The sequence below is a fragment of the Micromonospora sp. CMU55-4 genome (genome assembly GCF_011602315.1).
Lineage (GTDB): Bacteria > Actinomycetota > Actinomycetes > Mycobacteriales > Micromonosporaceae > Micromonospora > Micromonospora chalcea.
In genome coordinates this window covers 143,568-158,992 of record NZ_JAAOLH010000001.1, presented here as the reverse complement: position 1 = coordinate 158,992, position 15,425 = coordinate 143,568, and the positions used below count along the sequence as shown (strand labels likewise).

Sequence of the window (15,425 nt, the reverse complement as noted above, 5' to 3'; positions counted from 1 at the left end):
CCCGGTTGGGCAACTGTAGGCGGGGTGATGTGGCAGTACGCAACTCAGATGGTCACGGAGCGGTAACACCGGTCACCTGCATACCGGCACGTCCGAATTTTGTCGCCGTCCGGGTGGGCCGAGTGGCGCCGAAGGCGCTGGCCAGAGATCATGAGGTGATGACCGACGCGATCCGGCTGACCGACTACGCCCGCGGTGGCGGCTGCGCCTGCAAGATCCCTCCGGGCGAGCTGGAGGCGATGGTCGCCGGCCTCGGCGCGACCGGCGGCTCGGCCGACCTGCTGGTCGGCCTGGAGAACGGCGACGACGCCGCGGTGGTCCGGCTGGACGAGCGTACGGGCCTGGTGAGCACCGCCGACTTCTTCACCCCGGTGGTCGACGACGCCTACGACTGGGGGCGCATCGCCGCCGCCAACGCGCTCTCCGACGTGTACGCGATGGGCGGCACCCCGCTTGTCGCGCTCAACCTGCTCTGCTGGCCGCGCGGCGTGCTGCCGCCGGAGATGGCCCGGGAGGTGCTGCGCGGCGGTCTGGACGTGGCCCGGGAGGCGAACTGCCACCTGGCCGGCGGGCACAGCGTGGACGACGACGGCCCGAAGTACGGCCTGGCGGTCACCGGCGTGGTCCGGCCGGAGGAGCTGATCACGCTGGACGCCGGGCGGGCCGGGCTGCCGCTGTCGCTGACCAAGCCGCTCGGCGTGGGCGTGCTCAACACCCGGCACAAGCAGACCGGCCAGCGCTTCCCCGAGGCGGTCGAGTCGATGGCCCGGCTCAACCGGGACGCGGCCCGCGCGGCGGTGGCCGCCGGCATCCGCTGCGGCACCGACGTGACCGGTTTCGGCCTGCTCGGGCACGCCTCGAAGCTGGCCCGCGCGAGCCGCCTCACGGTGGCGATCGACGCGGCGGCGGTGCCGTACCTGCCGGGCGCGCGGGAGGCGATGCGCGACGGGTACGTCAGCGGCGGCACCCGGCGCAACCTGGAGTGGGTCAACCCGTGGACCGACTTCGGCGACGCGGACGAGGGAGAGCGGCTGCTGCTGGCCGACGCGCAGACCTCGGGCGGCCTGCTGGTCGCCGGTGAGGTGCCCGGTGGAACCGTCATCGGTGAGTTGCTGCCGGCCTCGGAGCACCTGATCCGGGTTCGCTGAACGCGCCGGTCGGGCGCGGCGGGAACGCGAACGCGGCACCGTACCCGATAAACTGTCATCTTCCAGCTACTCTGGGCAACGTCGCCCGAGGGAATTTTGCCCGGAATGGTCACAGACCGGTAACTTGCGCCCGGCTGAGGGCAAATGCCCCCCACCATCGTCAGTAAGGCCCGATCCGGAGGCCGGTGGAAACGAGCGCGGCGAGGAGGCGGCATGACCGAGCTGTGGAACTGGAGAATCGACGGCGGCGAGCCGGTGGAGGTCTACCCGGCACTGGCCGAGGCGCTCGGCCGGGTGGTGATGCCCATGGCCGTCGCCGACCCGATGCGGCTCCCCGCGTACGCGGTGGTCTGCGACGTGTGGGAGGCGCCCGGGCTGTACGGCACCGTGGTCGACTGTTACGGCGTGCCCGAGAGCCTGGCCGAGCTGCCCGCGCTCGCGGCGCTGGCCCGGCTGCTGGGCCGCAACTGCCTGATGCGCGACGACACGCTCGACGCCGGCCGGCACCTGCTGTTCGCGCCGGACGGCACGATCCGCCCGGTGCACTTCGACGTGGCCGACACCGACGACGGCGAGGTGCTCAGCCACCACCGGCTCTGCACGCAGGCCGACCCGCGCTGCCGGGGCTGGTCGCAGTGCCACCGCTCCCGCTGGGCTCCCGACACGGTCGCCCCGGCGCTCGCCGCCGCCTGACCGCGAGCGCCGGCCGGAGGCGGTGACCGGCGCTCGCCGCCGTGCCCCCGCCCGGCGGCGAGCCGTGGCGGCCCCGGGCTCAGTCCCGGGTCGCCGGCTGCTGGCCCCGCACCACGAGCTGGTCGAGCAGCGTCGCGGTGGCGGCGGCCACGGCGTCCACCGCGGCGTCGAACGCGGCCGCGTTGTGCGCCGCCGGGGTACGGAATCCGGAGATCTTCCGGACGTACTGCAACGCGGCGGCGCGGATGTCCTCCTCGGTCACCACCGGGACGTACGGCTCACGCAGGGTCTTGATGCTCCGGCACACGGCTCCTCCTCGTTCGATCCGATCAGCTCCACCCGGATACGCTGTCCGGGTCATGACTACCGCAGCCGCGGGCAGCCCGCGCACCTACCAGGTGCGTACGTACGGCTGCCAGATGAACGTGCACGACTCCGAGCGCATCTCCGGCCTCCTCGAGGACGCCGGGTACGTGCGCGCCGCCGAGGCCGACGAGCAGCCCGACGTGGTGGTGTTCAACACCTGCGCGGTCCGGGAGAACGCCGACAACCGGCTCTACGGCAACCTGGGTCATCTGCGCCCCGTGAAGGCCAAGCACCCCGGGATGCAGATCGCCGTCGGCGGCTGCCTGGCCCAGAAGGACCGGGGCGACATCGTCCGCAAGGCGCCCTGGGTGGACGTCGTCTTCGGCACGCACAACATCGGCTCGCTGCCGGCGCTGCTGGACCGGGCGCGGCACAACACCGCGGCCGAGGTGGAGATCCTGGAGTCGCTGGAGGTCTTCCCCTCCACGCTGCCGACCCGGCGCGAGTCGACGTACGCCGGGTGGGTCTCGATCTCCGTCGGCTGCAACAACACCTGCACGTTCTGCATCGTGCCCTCCCTGCGCGGCAAGGAGAAGGACCGCCGCCCCGGCGACGTCCTCGCCGAGGTGCGCGCGCTCGCCGACGCCGGCGTGCTGGAGGTGACGCTGCTCGGGCAGAACGTCAACTCGTACGGCGTCGAGTTCGGCGACCGGTACGCCTTCGGCAAGCTGCTGCGCGCCTGCGGCGACATCGACGGGCTGGAGCGGGTGCGGTTCACCAGCCCGCACCCGAAGGACTTCACCGACGACGTGATCGCCGCGATGGCGGAGACGCCGAACGTCTGCCACTCGCTGCACATGCCGTTGCAGTCCGGCTCGGACGACGTGCTGCGGGCGATGCGCCGCTCGTACCGGTCGGAGCGCTACCTGGGGATCATCGAGAAGGTCCGGGCGGCGATGCCGGACGCGGCGATCACCACCGACATCATCGTCGGCTTCCCCGGCGAGACCGAGGCCGACTTCGCCCGCACGCTCGACGTGGTCCGGGAGGCGCGGTTCTCCTCGGCGTTCACGTTCCAGTACTCCAAGCGCCCCGGCACCCCGGCCGCCACGATGGACGGGCAGCTGCCCAAGCAGGTCGTGCAGGAGCGCTACGAGCGGCTGATCGCCTGCGTCGAGGAGATCACCTGGGCGGAGAACAAGAAGCTCGTCGGAGAGACCGTCGAGGTGCTGGTGGCGGTCGGCGAGGGCCGCAAGGACGAGCGCACCGGCCGGATGTCCGGCCGTGCCCGCGACGGCCGGCTCGTGCACTTCGCCACCGGTGAGCTGGCCGGGCAGATCCGCCCCGGCGACATCGTGCACACAGTCGTCACGTACGCCGCACCGCACCACCTGAACGCCGACGGTGCGCCGCTGGCGCATCGGCGTACCCGGGCCGGTGACGCGGCCGAGGCGGGACAGGTCCCGCGTACCCCGGGGGTGCTGCTGGGCCTGCCGACGATCGGCGCGCCGGCCGCGGCGCCCGCCCCCACCGGCGGCTGCGCCGCCCACTGACCGGATGCAAGGAAGGGCCCCCTTTTAACACTTGGTGTTAAAAGGGGGCCCTTCCTCTACCTCAGGCGTTAATAAGGGGCCCTTCCTTGCATCAGCAGGCGGTGCCGTTGAGCTTGGCCGTGGCGGGGGCGGCGGCGGTGCCGTTGGCGGTGAAGCCGACGGTGACCGACGCGCCCGCCGCCAGCGACGACGCCCAGGCCGGCGCGGCCGCCGTCACAGTGGTGCCGGACTGCGTGACAGTGGCGTTCCAGCCGCTCGCCAGCGTCACCCCGGACGGCCAGGTCCAGGTGGCCGACCACGGGTTCACCGCGGCGGTGCCGGTGTTCTTGACCGTCAGCTCACCCTGGAAGCCGCCCGCCCAGGAGTTGATCTGCTTGTAGGTGGCGGTGCAGCCACCGGTCACCGGAGGCGGCGGGGTGGTCGGCGCCGGTGACGTGTTCGGCGTGCCGGTCGGGGACGGGCTGGTGGTGCCGCCACCACCGGACGGCGGGATCAGGTACGGCGTGAGGATGTCCTGCTTCGGCTGGTTGATAGTGGTCCAGTCGTCGTTGGCGATGCCGCCGGTGTCACCGGAGTTCGGGTTCCACGACCAGTACGTGAACGACATGCCGTTCACGCCGGTACCGGTGTACGCCATCAGGTTCTGCAGCCAGATCTTGTCCTTGGGGTCCTGCAGCGTGGTGCCGAACTCGCCCATCATGATCGGCGCGATGTTCTGCTTGTACAGGTAACCCCAGTACTTGTCCCAGATGGCCGGCATGTTCGCCGGGTACGTCGGGTCGTCGAACCAGGCCTGCCGGTAGACCGACGTGGCGTACTCGTGCGGCGAGTAGACCAGCCGGTTGGCCACGTTCAGCCGGACCGGGAACTGCCCGGCCTTGGACAGGTTGCCGCCCCACCAGCCGCAGTCCTCGTCGTTGCTGGGGTCGTTGTCCCAGACGTTCGACAGGCCGCCGCTCGGGCAGCTCACCCCCTCCACGAAGATCAGCCAGTTCGGCTGCACGCCGAGGATCGCGTTGCCGGCCCGCTCGGCGGCCAGCCGCCAGTCGCGGGCGGTGTCGCCGCAGCCCCAGCAGGCGCCGGTGGCGGCCGGGTTGGTGCCCTCGGCGTGCGGCTCGTTGTGCAGGTCCGCGCCGATCACTGTGGTGTTGCCGGCGTAGCGCTGGGCCAGCATCTTCCAGTCGTTGATCCAGGTCGCCTCGGAGACGGTCGAGGTGTACCAGAGCGGCGACTGCCCGGCCGACGTGGGCCGGTGCCGGTCCAGGATGACCCGCATCCCCTTGCTGCCCGCGTAGTCGATGACCTTGTCGAGGATCTGCAGCGGGGAGAGCCCGATCAGGTCCGGGTTGACGAAGTCGTTGATGCCGGTCGCTGTCGCGCCGGACTTGAGCGCGTCGTTCGAGTACGGAATCCGCAGCGTGTTGTAGCCCAGCCGGGCCATGGTGTCGAGCTGGCCGCGCCACGGGTTGCTCGACCACAGCCCGTGGAACGTCTTGTTGTCGGTCTCCATCCCGAACCAGTTGATGCCGGTCAGCCGGACTGTCGCGCCGGTACTGTCGACGATCTTGTTGCCGCTGGTGTGCAGGTAACCGGTGCCGGTGCCACCGGCCGCCGCGGCGGCCGGTGTGGTGGAGACGGCGGCGGCGACGAGAACGCCGGCCGCAGCGGTGGCGAGCGCCGTCAGGGCGCCGCCGAGGGCGGTGCGTCGGTGCATGGGAGCTCCACTTCGGATGCCCGCGCCGCGCAGGCGCCGCGGGCGGCAGGACCAGGAGGCACGTCCCGCTCGTCATCGAGTACGCGCGCAGCGCGCGCCGGGCCGTGTCGTGTGGACGGCCAACCGCGAGATGTCGCACCGGCGATCGTCGACGGCGAGATCAGCCGTCGGTGCCCTCGTGCCGGTGCCTGAACCTGGCTCCGCCGCTCATTCTGATCAGCCCGCCTCGATGCGTCAACCCGGCCCGGACGCAGGTGAGCCCCCGGGCCGGAACGGCCGGGGGCTCACCCGATGTGTCTGTCCGCCGGCCTGCCCGGGCCGGGGTGCATGCGTCAGCCGGCCTGCTCGGCGAGCTGGAGGAACTGCCGCTTCGACGCGAGCGCCTGCTCGGCCTCCTTGATCCGGCGGGCGTCACCGGCGGCCTGGGCCCGGGCCAGCCGGTCCTCGGCCTCGGCGACCTGGGCGCGCATCTGCGCCAGCAGCGGGTTGTCCTCCTTGGAGGTACGCCGCCACGCCGAGTCCATCACCTCGCGGACCTTGTCGTCCACGGCCCGCAGCCGGCGCTCCAGCCCGGACGCGGCCTCGCGGGGCACGCGACCGGCCTCGTGCCACTGCGCCTGGATCTCCCGCAGCTTCGCCTGGGCGCCCTTCGGGTCGGCGTCGACGTCGAGCGCCTCGGCCTCGGCCAGCAGCGCCTGCTTGCGCTCCAGGTTGGCGCGCTGCTCGTTGTCGCGTGCCGAGAAGACCTCGCTGCGCCGGCTGAAGAACTCGTCCTGCGCGGCCCGGAACCGTTCCCAGAGCTTCTGCTCGGCCTCCTTGGCGGCGCGCGGCGCGGCCTTCCACTGGGCCATCAGGTCCTTGAGCTGCCCGGCGGTGACGCCCCAGTCGGTGGAGTCCTTGAGCTTCTCCGCCTCGGCGACCAGCTCCTCCTTGACCGTCTGCGCCTGCTTGCGCTGCTGGTCCAGGGAGGCGAAGTGGGCGCCCCGGCGGCGGGTGAAGCCGTCCCGCGCGGCGGCGAACCGCTTCCACAGCTCACCGTCGGTCTTCTTGTCGACGCCGCGGATGGTCTTCCACTCGTCGAGGATCTCCTTGAGCCGGTCCCCGGCGGTCTTCCAGCCGGTCGACTCGGCCGCCAGCTTCTCGGCCTCCTCGACCAGGGCGGTCTTGCGCGCCAGCGCCTCACCGCGGGCGGCCTCGCGGGCCGCCTTGGCCTCGCCGGCCTTCTCCTCGGCGACGACGGCGAGCTTGTCCAGCCGGGCGGCCAGCGCGTCGAGGTCACCGACCACGTGCGCCTCGGCCAGCGAACCGCGGATCCGCCGGATCGTGGTCAGGGAGTGGCCGGCATCAGCCGCGCCCGAGTTGAGCCGGGCCTCGGTCAGGTCGACCTCGGTCACCAGATCGGCGTAGCGCCGGGCGAAGTGGGCGAGCCCTTCCTCCGGTGCGCCCGCCTGCCAGGATCCGACCACCCGCTCGCCCTCGGTCGTCTTGACGTAGACGGTGCCGTCCTCGTCCACCCGTCCGAAGGCAGTCCAGTCGCTCATGTGCCCATCCTCGTTCTCCCGGCGTCGGGGGGACAGTCCCCTCGAATCGCCGCCACGGCGCAGCAAACTTTCTCCCGGCATTGTCACAGGTCCGACCCGGTCCGTGTCGAGCGCCTGCCGTCGACCGTGACCATACGGTGTCGTACGCCCTCGATGACCGGATCGGCGCGGGGACGCACCGGCGGATCCCGATAGGTTTGGGGGCGTGCCACTGGTCGCCGCCGCAGTCTGCCCCCATCCGCCGTTGATCGTGCCCGAGCTGGCCGGCGCCGCCGCGCCCGAGCTGGACGACCTGCGCGCCGCCGCCGACGCCGCTGTCGCACGGCTGCTCGCCGCCGGGCCCGAGGCGGTCCTGCTCGTCGGAGCAGGGCCGGAGACCGTCCGGTTCAACGCCGCCGACTGGGGTTCCCTGCGCGGCTTCGGGCTGGACCGGCCGGTGCGGCTGTGGAAGATCTCCTGCTCCGGCGCGGAGCGCCTGCCGCTGAGCCTGACCGTCGGCGCCTGGCTGCTCAACCGTTCCGGCACCGAGCTGCCCCGCCTGGCCCGGTCGGTGGCCCACGACGCCACACCGGCGCAGTGCGCGGCGTTCGGCGCGAGCCTGATCGCCGACGACGATCCGCGGGTCGCGCTGCTCGTGCTCGGTGACGGGTCCGCCTGCCGCGGCGTCAAGGCGCCGGGGTACGACGATCCGCGCGCCGAGGCGTACGACGAAGGGGTTGCGGTTGCCCTGGCCGGCGCGGACACGGCGGCGCTGCGCGACCTGGACCCGGTGCTGTCGGCGGAGCTGAGGGTCGCCGGGCGGGCGCCGTGGCAGGTGCTGGCCGGAGCGGCCCGGGCGGCGGGCGGCGACTGGCGTGGTGACGTCAGCTACCAGGACGCGCCCTACGGCGTGGCCTACTTCGTGGCGAACTGGGAGCGGGCATGACCGTCGTGGCGGTGGTCGGGCCGACCGCGGCCGGGAAGTCGGCGCTGAGCATCGCGCTGGCGCACGCGCTCGGCGGCGAGGTGGTCAACGCCGACTCGATGCAGCTCTACCGGGGCATGGACATCGGCACCGCGAAGCTGACGCCGGCCGAACGCGAGGGTGTGCCGCATCACCTGCTGGACATCTGGCCGGTGACCGAGCCGGCGAGCGTCGCGGAGTACCAGGCGCTGGCCCGCGCGGCCGTCGACGACATCCTGGCCCGGGGGCGGGTGCCGCTGCTGGTCGGCGGCTCCGGGCTGTACGTGCGGGCGGTGCTCGAACAGTTCGAGTTCCCCGGCACCGACCCGGCGCTGCGGCAGCGGCTGGAGGCGGAGCTGGCCGCTGTCGGCCCGCTGCCGCTGCACGCGCGGCTGGCCGAGGCGGACCCGGGGGCGGCGGCGAGCATCCTGCCCACGAACGGACGGCGGATCGTGCGGGCGCTGGAGGTGATCGAGCTGACCGGCGCGCCGTTCACCGCGTCGCTGCCGTCGCCCACGCCGTACTACCCGTCGGTGCAGCTCGGCGTCGACCTGGACACCGCGTCGCTGGACGAGCGGATCGCGCTGCGGGTGGACCGGATGTGGGCCGACGGCCTGGTCGACGAGGTGCGGGCGCTGGTCGGCGAAGGGCTGCCCGAGGGCCGTACCGCCAGTCGGGCGCTCGGCTACCAGCAGGTGCTGCGGTTCCTGGCCGGGGAGCTGACCGAGGCGCAGGCGCACGAGGAGACCGTCCGCGCGACCCGCCGGTTCGTCCGGCGGCAGCGTTCCTGGTTCCGGCGTGACCCGCGCGTGCACTGGCTGGACTCGGCGTCGCCCGGGTTTCTCGACACTGCCCTGCGGGTGGTCGCCGAGCATCGGCCATGATGGGGGCGTGGAGTTCACAAAGGGTCACGGCACCGGCAACGACTTCGTCATCCTGCCCGACCCGGACGGCACGCTCGACCTGACACCCGGCCTGGTGGCCGCGCTCTGCGACAGGCGGCGCGGGCTCGGCGGCGACGGCGTGCTGCGCGTCGTACGCGCCGCCAAGCACCCCGAGGGCGTCGCGCTCGCCGGCGAGGCCGAGTGGTTCATGGACTACTGGAACTCCGACGGCTCGTTCGCCGAGATGTGCGGCAACGGGGCCCGCGTGTTCGTCCGCTACCTGCTGGACCGTTCGCTGGCCGCCGCCTCGTCCTCGTCGTCCTCCTCGTCCTCGTCGTCCTCCTCGTCCTCCTCGTCCTCGTCGGGCGGGACGCTGCCGATCGCCACCCGCGCCGGTCTGGTGCGGGCCCGGGTCGAGGGCGCGGACGTGGCGGTCGAGATGCGCCGCCCCCGGCTGTACGACACGGCGACCGCCACGCTCGGCGGGCTGACGCTGCCCGGTGCCGCAGTGGACGTCGGCAACCCGCACCTGGTGTGCGCGCTGCCGGCCGCGCTGGAGCTGACGGCGCTCGACCTGACCCGCGCGCCCGAGGTGGACGCCGGGACCTTCCCGGCCGGGGTGAACGTGGAGTTCACCACGCCCGGGGAGCCGGTGACCGGCGCCGACGCGCACGTGCTGATGCGGGTCTACGAGCGCGGCTCGGCCGAGACGCTGTCCTGCGGCACCGGCGCGTGCGCGGTCGGCGCGGTGGCGTTGCGCGACGCCGGGCTCGACACCGGCACGGTGGCGGTGGACGTACCGGGCGGACGCCTGACGGTCACCGTGACAGCCGACTCGTGCTGGCTGTCGGGCCCGGCGGTCCTGGTGGCCACCGGCACCCTGACCCCGTCCGCCCTGACCCCCTGACCGCGCCCTCTCCGTCTGCGGCGCCCCCCCTTCGCGGTTGATCAAGGAGTTTGCGGGGGATTTCCGGCGTTCCAGTGACACGAACTCCTTGGTCAACTTGGGGTGTTCGCGGCCCTGGCACGCGGGGCCTTGTCCGTCCGTCCCCCTGGCGCGCTGCCGCCCGGCATGATCAACACCAGCTCGCCGAAGTGGTGGTGTCGCGGAGCCTCTGATGGCACCACTTCGGGGAACTGGTGTTGATCAAGGGCGATGATGCCGCCACTTCGGGGAAGTGGAGTCGAGCAAGCCGGGGTGAGGGTCATTTGTCTGACTTGTTCCCCTCGGGGTGGGGCGCTGTTGTGGATCTTGGAAGATTGGGGCCCCTCTGGCTGCCATTTCCTTCCAAGATCTCGCGTGGACGCGCGTCGGGCGACGCGCGTCCACTCGGGCGCGGGTGGCGTGCGTAGCCGAAGAAGTGCGCGCGTGTGCTGAGAAGAGCGTCTGAGCCGGGCAACTCGCGTGCGGTGGAAGCCACGCCCCTGTCCCGGAAGCTGCTGGTGTGCCCGAATCGGCACGTGCACCCAGAAGCCGTGCGCGTGCCCGGAACACGCGCGCTCGTGTCTCCGACCCGGCAGGGGCGTGCCCCGCGAGGAGGCGCTGCCCTGAGGAGGCGCTGTCCCGCGAGGAGGCGCTGCCCTGAGGAGGCGCTGTCCCGCGAGGAGGCGCTGCCCTGAGGAGGCGCTGTCCCGCGAGGAGGCGCTGTCCCGCGAGGAGGCGCTGCCCTGCGAGAGGGCGCCGCGAGCGGGAGGGACGCGTCAGGGGGTGGCGCTGGCGTTGGCGGCGATCTCGGGCAGGTCGGCCGGGCCCGGGTCGGCCGCCGGCGCCGGCGTGGCGGCCGGGTTCTGGGCGGCGGCCCGTACCGCGGCGGCCACCGCCGGGGCGACCCGGGAGTCGAAGACGCTGGGTACGATCACCGTCGGGTTGATCTTGTCTTCGCCGACCACGTCCGCGATGGCCCGGGCGGCGGCGAGCGCCATCTCCTCGGTGAACTCCTCGGCGTGCGCGTCGAGCATGCCGCGGAACACGCCGGGGAAGGCGAGCACGTTGTTGATCTGGTTCGGCTGGTCGGAGCGGCCGGTGGCGACCACGGCGGCGTACTTGCGCGCCTCGCGCGGGTCCACCTCCGGGTCGGGGTTCGCCAGCGCGAAGACGATCGAGTCCTTCGCCATGGCGGCGACGTCCTCGCCGGTGAGCAGGTTCGGCGCGCTCACGCCGATGAACACGTCCGCGCCGCGTACCGCACCGGCCAGGTCACCGGAGTAGTTCTCCTTGTTGGTGTTCTCGGCCAGCCACTGCCAGGCCGGGTTGAGGTCCGGCAGGCCGCGGTGCAGGGCGCCCTGGCGGTCGTACGCGATGATGTCGCCCACGCCCTGGCGCAGCAGCAGCTTCATGATCGCGGTGCCGGCCGCGCCGGCGCCGGAGACCACGACCCGGACGTCCGCGAGCTGCTTGCCCACGACGCGCAGCGCGTTCGTCAGCGCGGCCAGCACGCAGATCGCGGTGCCGTGCTGGTCGTCGTGGAAGACCGGGATGTCCAGCGCCTCGCGCAGCCGGGCCTCGATCTCGAAGCAGCGTGGCGCGGCGATGTCCTCCAGGTTGATCCCGCCGTACGCGGGCGCGATCGCCTTGACGATCGCCACGATCTCGTCGGTGTCCTGGGTGTCCAGCACCACCGGCCAGGCGTCCACCCCGCCGAAGCGCTTGAACAGGGCGGCCTTGCCCTCCATCACCGGCAGCGACGCGGCCGGGCCGAGGTTGCCCAGGCCGAGCACGGCGGTGCCGTCGCTGACCACGGCGACGGTGTTGCGCTTGATGGTGAGCCGGCGCGCGTCGGCCGGGTTCTCCGCGATGGCCATGCAGACCCGGGCCACGCCCGGGGTGTACGCGCGGGACAGCTCGTCGCGGGTACGCAGCGCGACCTTCGGGGTCACCTCGATCTTGCCGCCGAGGTGCAGCAGGAACGTGCGGTCGGAGACCTTGCGGACGTCCACCCCGTCGAGCGCGGTGAGCGCGTCGACGACCTGGTCGGCGTGCCCGGCGTCGGCGGTGTCGCAGGTGAGGTCGACGATCACGTGCGCGGGGTCGGAGTCGACCACGTCCAGCGCGGTGACGATGGCCCCGGCCTCGCCGGCGGCGGTGGTGAGCCGGCCGATGGAGGAGGCGTCGGCGGGTACCGCGATCCGGATGGTGATGGAGAATCCGGCACTCGGCAGTCGTGTGTTGGCCACGAGAAACTCCTCCGTCGGCGCTGAGCGGCTCGACTGGCATTTCTACTCGCCCGCGCAGGTCGCCCGGCATCCGCCCCCGCTACCGGTCAGTAGCGTCACGGGCATAAGGCAGGTGCGCCGGGCGTTGTCACATGTCAGGATTGCTGTCACGCGCCGAAAATTCTCGGCGATGCACATAACGGACAGGAGACGCAGTTTGCGCGAGCAGGAGACCTTCCATCCCTACACCGACGACGAGCTCGAGGCCACCACGGGCGAGTACGAGCTGTCGGAGCGGCAGGCGCTGCGGCGGGTCCCCGGCCTCTCCACCGAACTCACAGACATCACCGAGGTCGAATACCGCCAGCTGCGGCTGGAGCGGGTCGTCCTGGTCGGCGTCTGGACCGAGGGCACCCAGACCGACGCCGACAACAGCCTCACCGAACTGGCGGCGCTGGCCGAGACGGCCGGCTCGCAGGTGCTCGAAGGGCTGATCCAGCGCCGGCACCGGCCCGACCCGGCCACGTACATCGGCCGCGGCAAGGTCGACGACCTGGGCGCGGTGGTGCTGTCCACCGGCGCCGACACCATCATCTGCGACGGTGAGCTGTCGCCGTCGCAGCTGCGCAACCTGGAGCAGCGCACCAAGGTCAAGGTGGTCGACCGGACCGCCCTGATCCTCGACATCTTCGCCCAGCACGCCAAGAGTAAGGAGGGCAAGGCGCAGGTCGAGCTGGCCCAGCTCGAATATCTGCTGCCGCGCCTGCGCGGTTGGGGCGAGACGCTGTCCCGGCAGACCGGCGGTAGCGGTCGCGGCGGTGGCGCCGGCGGCGGCGTGGGCCTGCGCGGTCCCGGTGAGACCAAGCTGGAGACCGACCGTCGGCGTATCCGCCACCGCATCGCGCGGCTGCGCCGCGAGATCAAGAGCATGGCGACGGTACGCCAGACCAAGCGCTCCCGGCGCACCCGTAACGCGGTGCCGGCGGTGGCCATCGCCGGCTACACCAACGCCGGCAAGTCCAGCCTGCTCAACCGCCTCACCGGGGCGGGCGTGCTGGTGGAGAACGCGCTGTTCGCCACGCTGGACCCGACCACCCGCCGCGCCACCACGTCCGACGGGCGGCTCTACACGCTGTCCGACACGGTCGGCTTCGTCCGGCACCTGCCGCACCAGATCGTCGAGGCGTTTCGCTCGACGCTGGAGGAGGTCGCCGACGCGGACCTGGTCGTGCACGTGGTCGACGGCACCCACCCGGACCCGGAGGAGCAGGTCCGGGCGGTACGCGAGGTGCTCGCCGAGGTGGGCGCCGACCGGCTGCCGGAGCTCCTGGTGGTGAACAAGACCGACGCCACCGACGAGGAGACGATGCTGCGGCTCAAGCGGCTGTGGCCGGACGCCGTGTTCGTCTCCGCGCACAGTGGCCGCGGGATCGACGAGCTGCGCGAGGCGGTCGAGCGCCGGCTGCCCCGGCCGGCCGTCGAGGTGCGCGTCGTGCTCCCGTACGACCGGGGTGACCTGGTCGCCCGGGCGCACCGGCAGGGTGAGGTGCTCAGCACCGCTCACCTGCCCGAAGGCACGCTGCTGCACGTACGGGTGGGCCAGGGGCTCGCCGCCGAGCTCGCGCCCTACCGGGCGGGGGATCGGCTGACCAGCGACGAGCGGGTGGGCGCCGGACGGTGAGCCGTCCGGCGTCACCCGCCGGAAACCCGCGTCGTGCGACACTGAGCGTCATGCGGCACGTTGTCTCCTCGGTCACGCTCGCGCTCGGCCTGGTCGGCGCGGTCGTGGCGCCGGCCGGGCCGGCCCCGGCGGCTCCCGCCGCGGCCCCCGTGCTGGCCGCGGCTCCCAAGAAGAAGTGCACGGTCGAGGACAACCGCCTCCGCGAGCTGTCCGGCCTGATCGCCACCAGCAGCGGGTACGTCGTGATCAACGACGGCACCGACGACCCCAGCCGCAAGCGGGTCTTCTACCTGGACGCCAAGTGCAAGGTCGAGAAGGAGGTCCGGTACTCCGGTGACGGGCCCTTCGACACCGAGGACCTGGCGCTCAGCCCGGACCGCAAGACGCTCTGGATCGCCGACACCGGCGACAACGTGGAGAAGAAGACCCGCCGGGAGCGGGTCGCGGTCTGGACGATGCCGCTCAGCGGCGCGAAGCAGCCGGTGCTGCACCGGCTCAGCTACCCGGGCAAGGAACCGCACGACGCGGAGGCCCTGCTCGTCGGCGACGACAACATGCCGCTGGTGATCACCAAGGACCTGTCCGGCAAGTCGGAGATCTTCACCCCGACGGTGAAGCTGAAGACCGCCGGCGACCCCGAGCCGATCCCGATGAAGAAGGTCGGCGAGGTCACGCTGCCGAAGACCGACACCGAGAACAAGCTCGGGTCGCCCGGGCGAGCGCTGGTGACCGGCGCGGCCCGTTCACCCGACGGCAGCAAGGTCGTGCTGCGCACGTACGCCGACGCGTTCGAGTTCGATGTGTCCGGCGGCGACATCGTCAAGGCGCTGACCACAGGTAAGCCCCGGATCACCCCGCTGGCCGACCCGTTCGGCGAGGCGATCTCGTACACGCCCGACGGCAAGTTGTTCGTCACCGTCTCCGACGGCGGGACGCTGGACGACTCGGATCCGATCGACATTCTCAGCTACACGCCGTCCACCAGTGGCGCGGAGGCGCTCCCGAACGGCGGCAAGGCCGAGACGAAGGCGGCCGCCGAGAAGTCCTGGCTCGAAGGGCTCTCACTCGACGAGATCACGTACCTGATCGCGGCGGTCGGGGTGATCGGCGCGCTCCTGGTCGGCGCGGGCGTCTTCGGGATCCTGCGGTCGCGGCGCAAGCCCGCGCCGCGGGCTGCGGCCGAGGAGCCCGAGCGCAGCGGCGAGTTCCCGGTGAACGGCGGGTTCCCGTCGGCGGAACGGCCGGAGGCACCGCGCGGCGGGGTCTACGGCGGGGGCCAGGGCGGCGTCTACGGTGGCGCGGCGAACGGCGACCGTCCGCCCTCGGGCGGCGTCTACGGCGGTGGCCGGCCGGGTGGCGGCGTGTACGGCGGCGGCCCTCAGGAGGGCGGCCGTGGCCAGGGCGGTGGCCGTCCCCCGGGCGGCACCCGTCCGCAGGGTGGTGGGGTGTACGGCGGTGGCGCCCCGGCCGGCGGCGGAGGTCGCGGTGGCGGTGTCTACGGCGGTGGCCAGGGCGGCGGCGGCCAGGGCGGTTCAGGTCGTGGCGGTCAGGGTGGCGGCTACGGCGGCGGCCCGGGTGGGCCCGGTTACCGCGGGCAGCCCGGTGGCGGGCCGCGCGGAGGCGGCGGCCGGGCCGAGCCGCCGCGTCGCGGCCAGGACCCGCGTGGCGCGCGCCGCGAGGACGGCTACGACGACCGGGGTCAGTACGGCCCGGTGTCCGGTGGTGGCCGGGAGTACCGGGGCGACCGCTACTGAGACGACACGGAAAAGGGGGTGACCGCGACGGTCACCCCCTTTTCGCGCTGCTGTG

The 15,425-nt window shown here is 72.6% G+C and carries 12 protein-coding genes; 8 read left to right on the top strand and 4 right to left on the bottom strand.

Features of this window, described 5'->3' with window-relative positions; genetic code table 11:
- The first annotated feature begins 158 nt into the window (after positions 1 to 158).
- The gene (gene selD, locus HA073_RS00725; RefSeq protein ID WP_064447111.1) at positions 159 to 1,148 is read left to right on the top strand and encodes a selenide, water dikinase SelD; all 990 of its coding nucleotides are present in this window, start codon (positions 159 to 161) and stop codon (positions 1,146 to 1,148) included.
- 213 nt (positions 1,149 to 1,361) lie between these two features.
- Entirely contained in the window at positions 1,362 to 1,841 is a 480-nt protein-coding gene (locus HA073_RS00720) for a hypothetical protein (protein WP_043325725.1), read from the top strand.
- A gap of 79 nt (positions 1,842 to 1,920) precedes the next feature.
- On the opposite strand, the gene HA073_RS00715 is transcribed toward HA073_RS00720, so the two are convergent.
- Positions 1,921 to 2,148, bottom strand: a complete 228-nt coding sequence (locus HA073_RS00715) for a DUF2277 family protein (RefSeq protein WP_043325723.1) — start codon at positions 2,146 to 2,148, stop codon at positions 1,921 to 1,923.
- 52 nt (positions 2,149 to 2,200) lie between these two features.
- Between HA073_RS00715 and miaB the strand changes: the two genes are divergently transcribed.
- Complete coding sequence (miaB, locus tag HA073_RS00710; protein WP_166455476.1) at positions 2,201 to 3,700, top strand: tRNA (N6-isopentenyl adenosine(37)-C2)-methylthiotransferase MiaB; 1,500 nt, start codon at positions 2,201 to 2,203, stop codon at positions 3,698 to 3,700.
- 91 nt (positions 3,701 to 3,791) lie between these two features.
- Here miaB and HA073_RS00705 read toward each other — a convergent pair whose 3' ends face one another.
- Both HA073_RS00705 and HA073_RS00700 read right to left on the bottom strand, forming a co-directional pair.
- The gene (locus HA073_RS00705) at positions 3,792 to 5,414 is read right to left on the bottom strand and encodes a cellulase family glycosylhydrolase (protein ID WP_166455475.1); all 1,623 of its coding nucleotides are present in this window, start codon (positions 5,412 to 5,414) and stop codon (positions 3,792 to 3,794) included.
- A gap of 332 nt (positions 5,415 to 5,746) precedes the next feature.
- Entirely contained in the window at positions 5,747 to 6,955 is a 1,209-nt protein-coding gene (locus HA073_RS00700) for a DUF349 domain-containing protein (RefSeq protein ID WP_064447113.1), read from the bottom strand.
- Between the two features lie 205 nt (positions 6,956 to 7,160).
- On the opposite strand from HA073_RS00700, the gene HA073_RS00695 reads away from it, so the two are divergent.
- Genes HA073_RS00695 through dapF form a run of 3 tightly spaced genes read left to right on the top strand, consistent with a single transcriptional unit; the run spans position 7,161 to position 9,689 of the window.
- Positions 7,161 to 7,880 carry a hypothetical protein gene (locus tag HA073_RS00695; protein WP_166455474.1) on the top strand — a complete coding sequence of 240 codons (720 nt, stop codon included), beginning with the start codon at positions 7,161 to 7,163 and terminating at the stop codon, positions 7,878 to 7,880.
- Positions 7,877 to 8,782, top strand: coding sequence for a tRNA (adenosine(37)-N6)-dimethylallyltransferase MiaA (miaA, locus tag HA073_RS00690; RefSeq protein WP_104114425.1), 906 nt, complete (start codon positions 7,877 to 7,879; stop codon positions 8,780 to 8,782). Before HA073_RS00695 ends, miaA begins: the two co-directional genes overlap by 4 nt.
- Positions 8,783 to 8,789: 7 nt before the next feature.
- Positions 8,790 to 9,689 (top strand): diaminopimelate epimerase, encoded by a 900-nt coding sequence (gene dapF / locus HA073_RS00685; protein ID WP_166455473.1) that lies wholly within the window; start codon positions 8,790 to 8,792, stop codon positions 9,687 to 9,689.
- Positions 9,690 to 10,483: 794 nt separating this feature from the next.
- On the opposite strand, the gene HA073_RS00680 is transcribed toward dapF, so the two are convergent.
- Positions 10,484 to 11,956 (bottom strand): NAD-dependent malic enzyme, encoded by a 1,473-nt coding sequence (locus HA073_RS00680; RefSeq protein ID WP_013284747.1) that lies wholly within the window; start codon positions 11,954 to 11,956, stop codon positions 10,484 to 10,486.
- A 169-nt stretch (positions 11,957 to 12,125) separates the two neighbouring features.
- Here HA073_RS00680 and hflX point away from each other — a divergent pair, with 169 nt between their 5' ends.
- Together hflX and HA073_RS00670 are read left to right on the top strand one after the other, a co-directional pair.
- The gene (hflX, locus tag HA073_RS00675) at positions 12,126 to 13,616 is read left to right on the top strand and encodes a GTPase HflX (RefSeq protein ID WP_231915529.1); all 1,491 of its coding nucleotides are present in this window, start codon (positions 12,126 to 12,128) and stop codon (positions 13,614 to 13,616) included.
- A gap of 50 nt (positions 13,617 to 13,666) precedes the next feature.
- The gene (locus HA073_RS00670) at positions 13,667 to 15,370 is read left to right on the top strand and encodes a hypothetical protein (protein WP_166455472.1); all 1,704 of its coding nucleotides are present in this window, start codon (positions 13,667 to 13,669) and stop codon (positions 15,368 to 15,370) included.
- Positions 15,371 to 15,425 lie beyond the last annotated feature (55 nt).

Excerpts from the sequence above, each read along its gene's own strand:
- HA073_RS00705 (WP_166455475.1), bottom strand. The coding sequence starts at position 5,414 with ATGCACCGACGCACCGCCCTCGGCGGCGCCCTGACGGCGCTCGCCACC.
- miaA (WP_104114425.1), top strand. The coding sequence starts at position 7,877 with ATGACCGTCGTGGCGGTGGTCGGGCCGACCGCGGCCGGGAAGTCGGCG.
- selD (WP_064447111.1), top strand. The coding sequence starts at position 159 with ATGACCGACGCGATCCGGCTGACCGACTACGCCCGCGGTGGCGGCTGC.
- HA073_RS00720 (WP_043325725.1), top strand. The coding sequence starts at position 1,362 with ATGACCGAGCTGTGGAACTGGAGAATCGACGGCGGCGAGCCGGTGGAG.
- miaB (WP_166455476.1), top strand. The coding sequence starts at position 2,201 with ATGACTACCGCAGCCGCGGGCAGCCCGCGCACCTACCAGGTGCGTACG.
- HA073_RS00670 (WP_166455472.1), top strand. The coding sequence starts at position 13,667 with ATGCGGCACGTTGTCTCCTCGGTCACGCTCGCGCTCGGCCTGGTCGGC.
- HA073_RS00700 (WP_064447113.1), bottom strand. The coding sequence starts at position 6,955 with ATGAGCGACTGGACTGCCTTCGGACGGGTGGACGAGGACGGCACCGTC.
- hflX (WP_231915529.1), top strand. The coding sequence starts at position 12,126 with ATGCACATAACGGACAGGAGACGCAGTTTGCGCGAGCAGGAGACCTTC.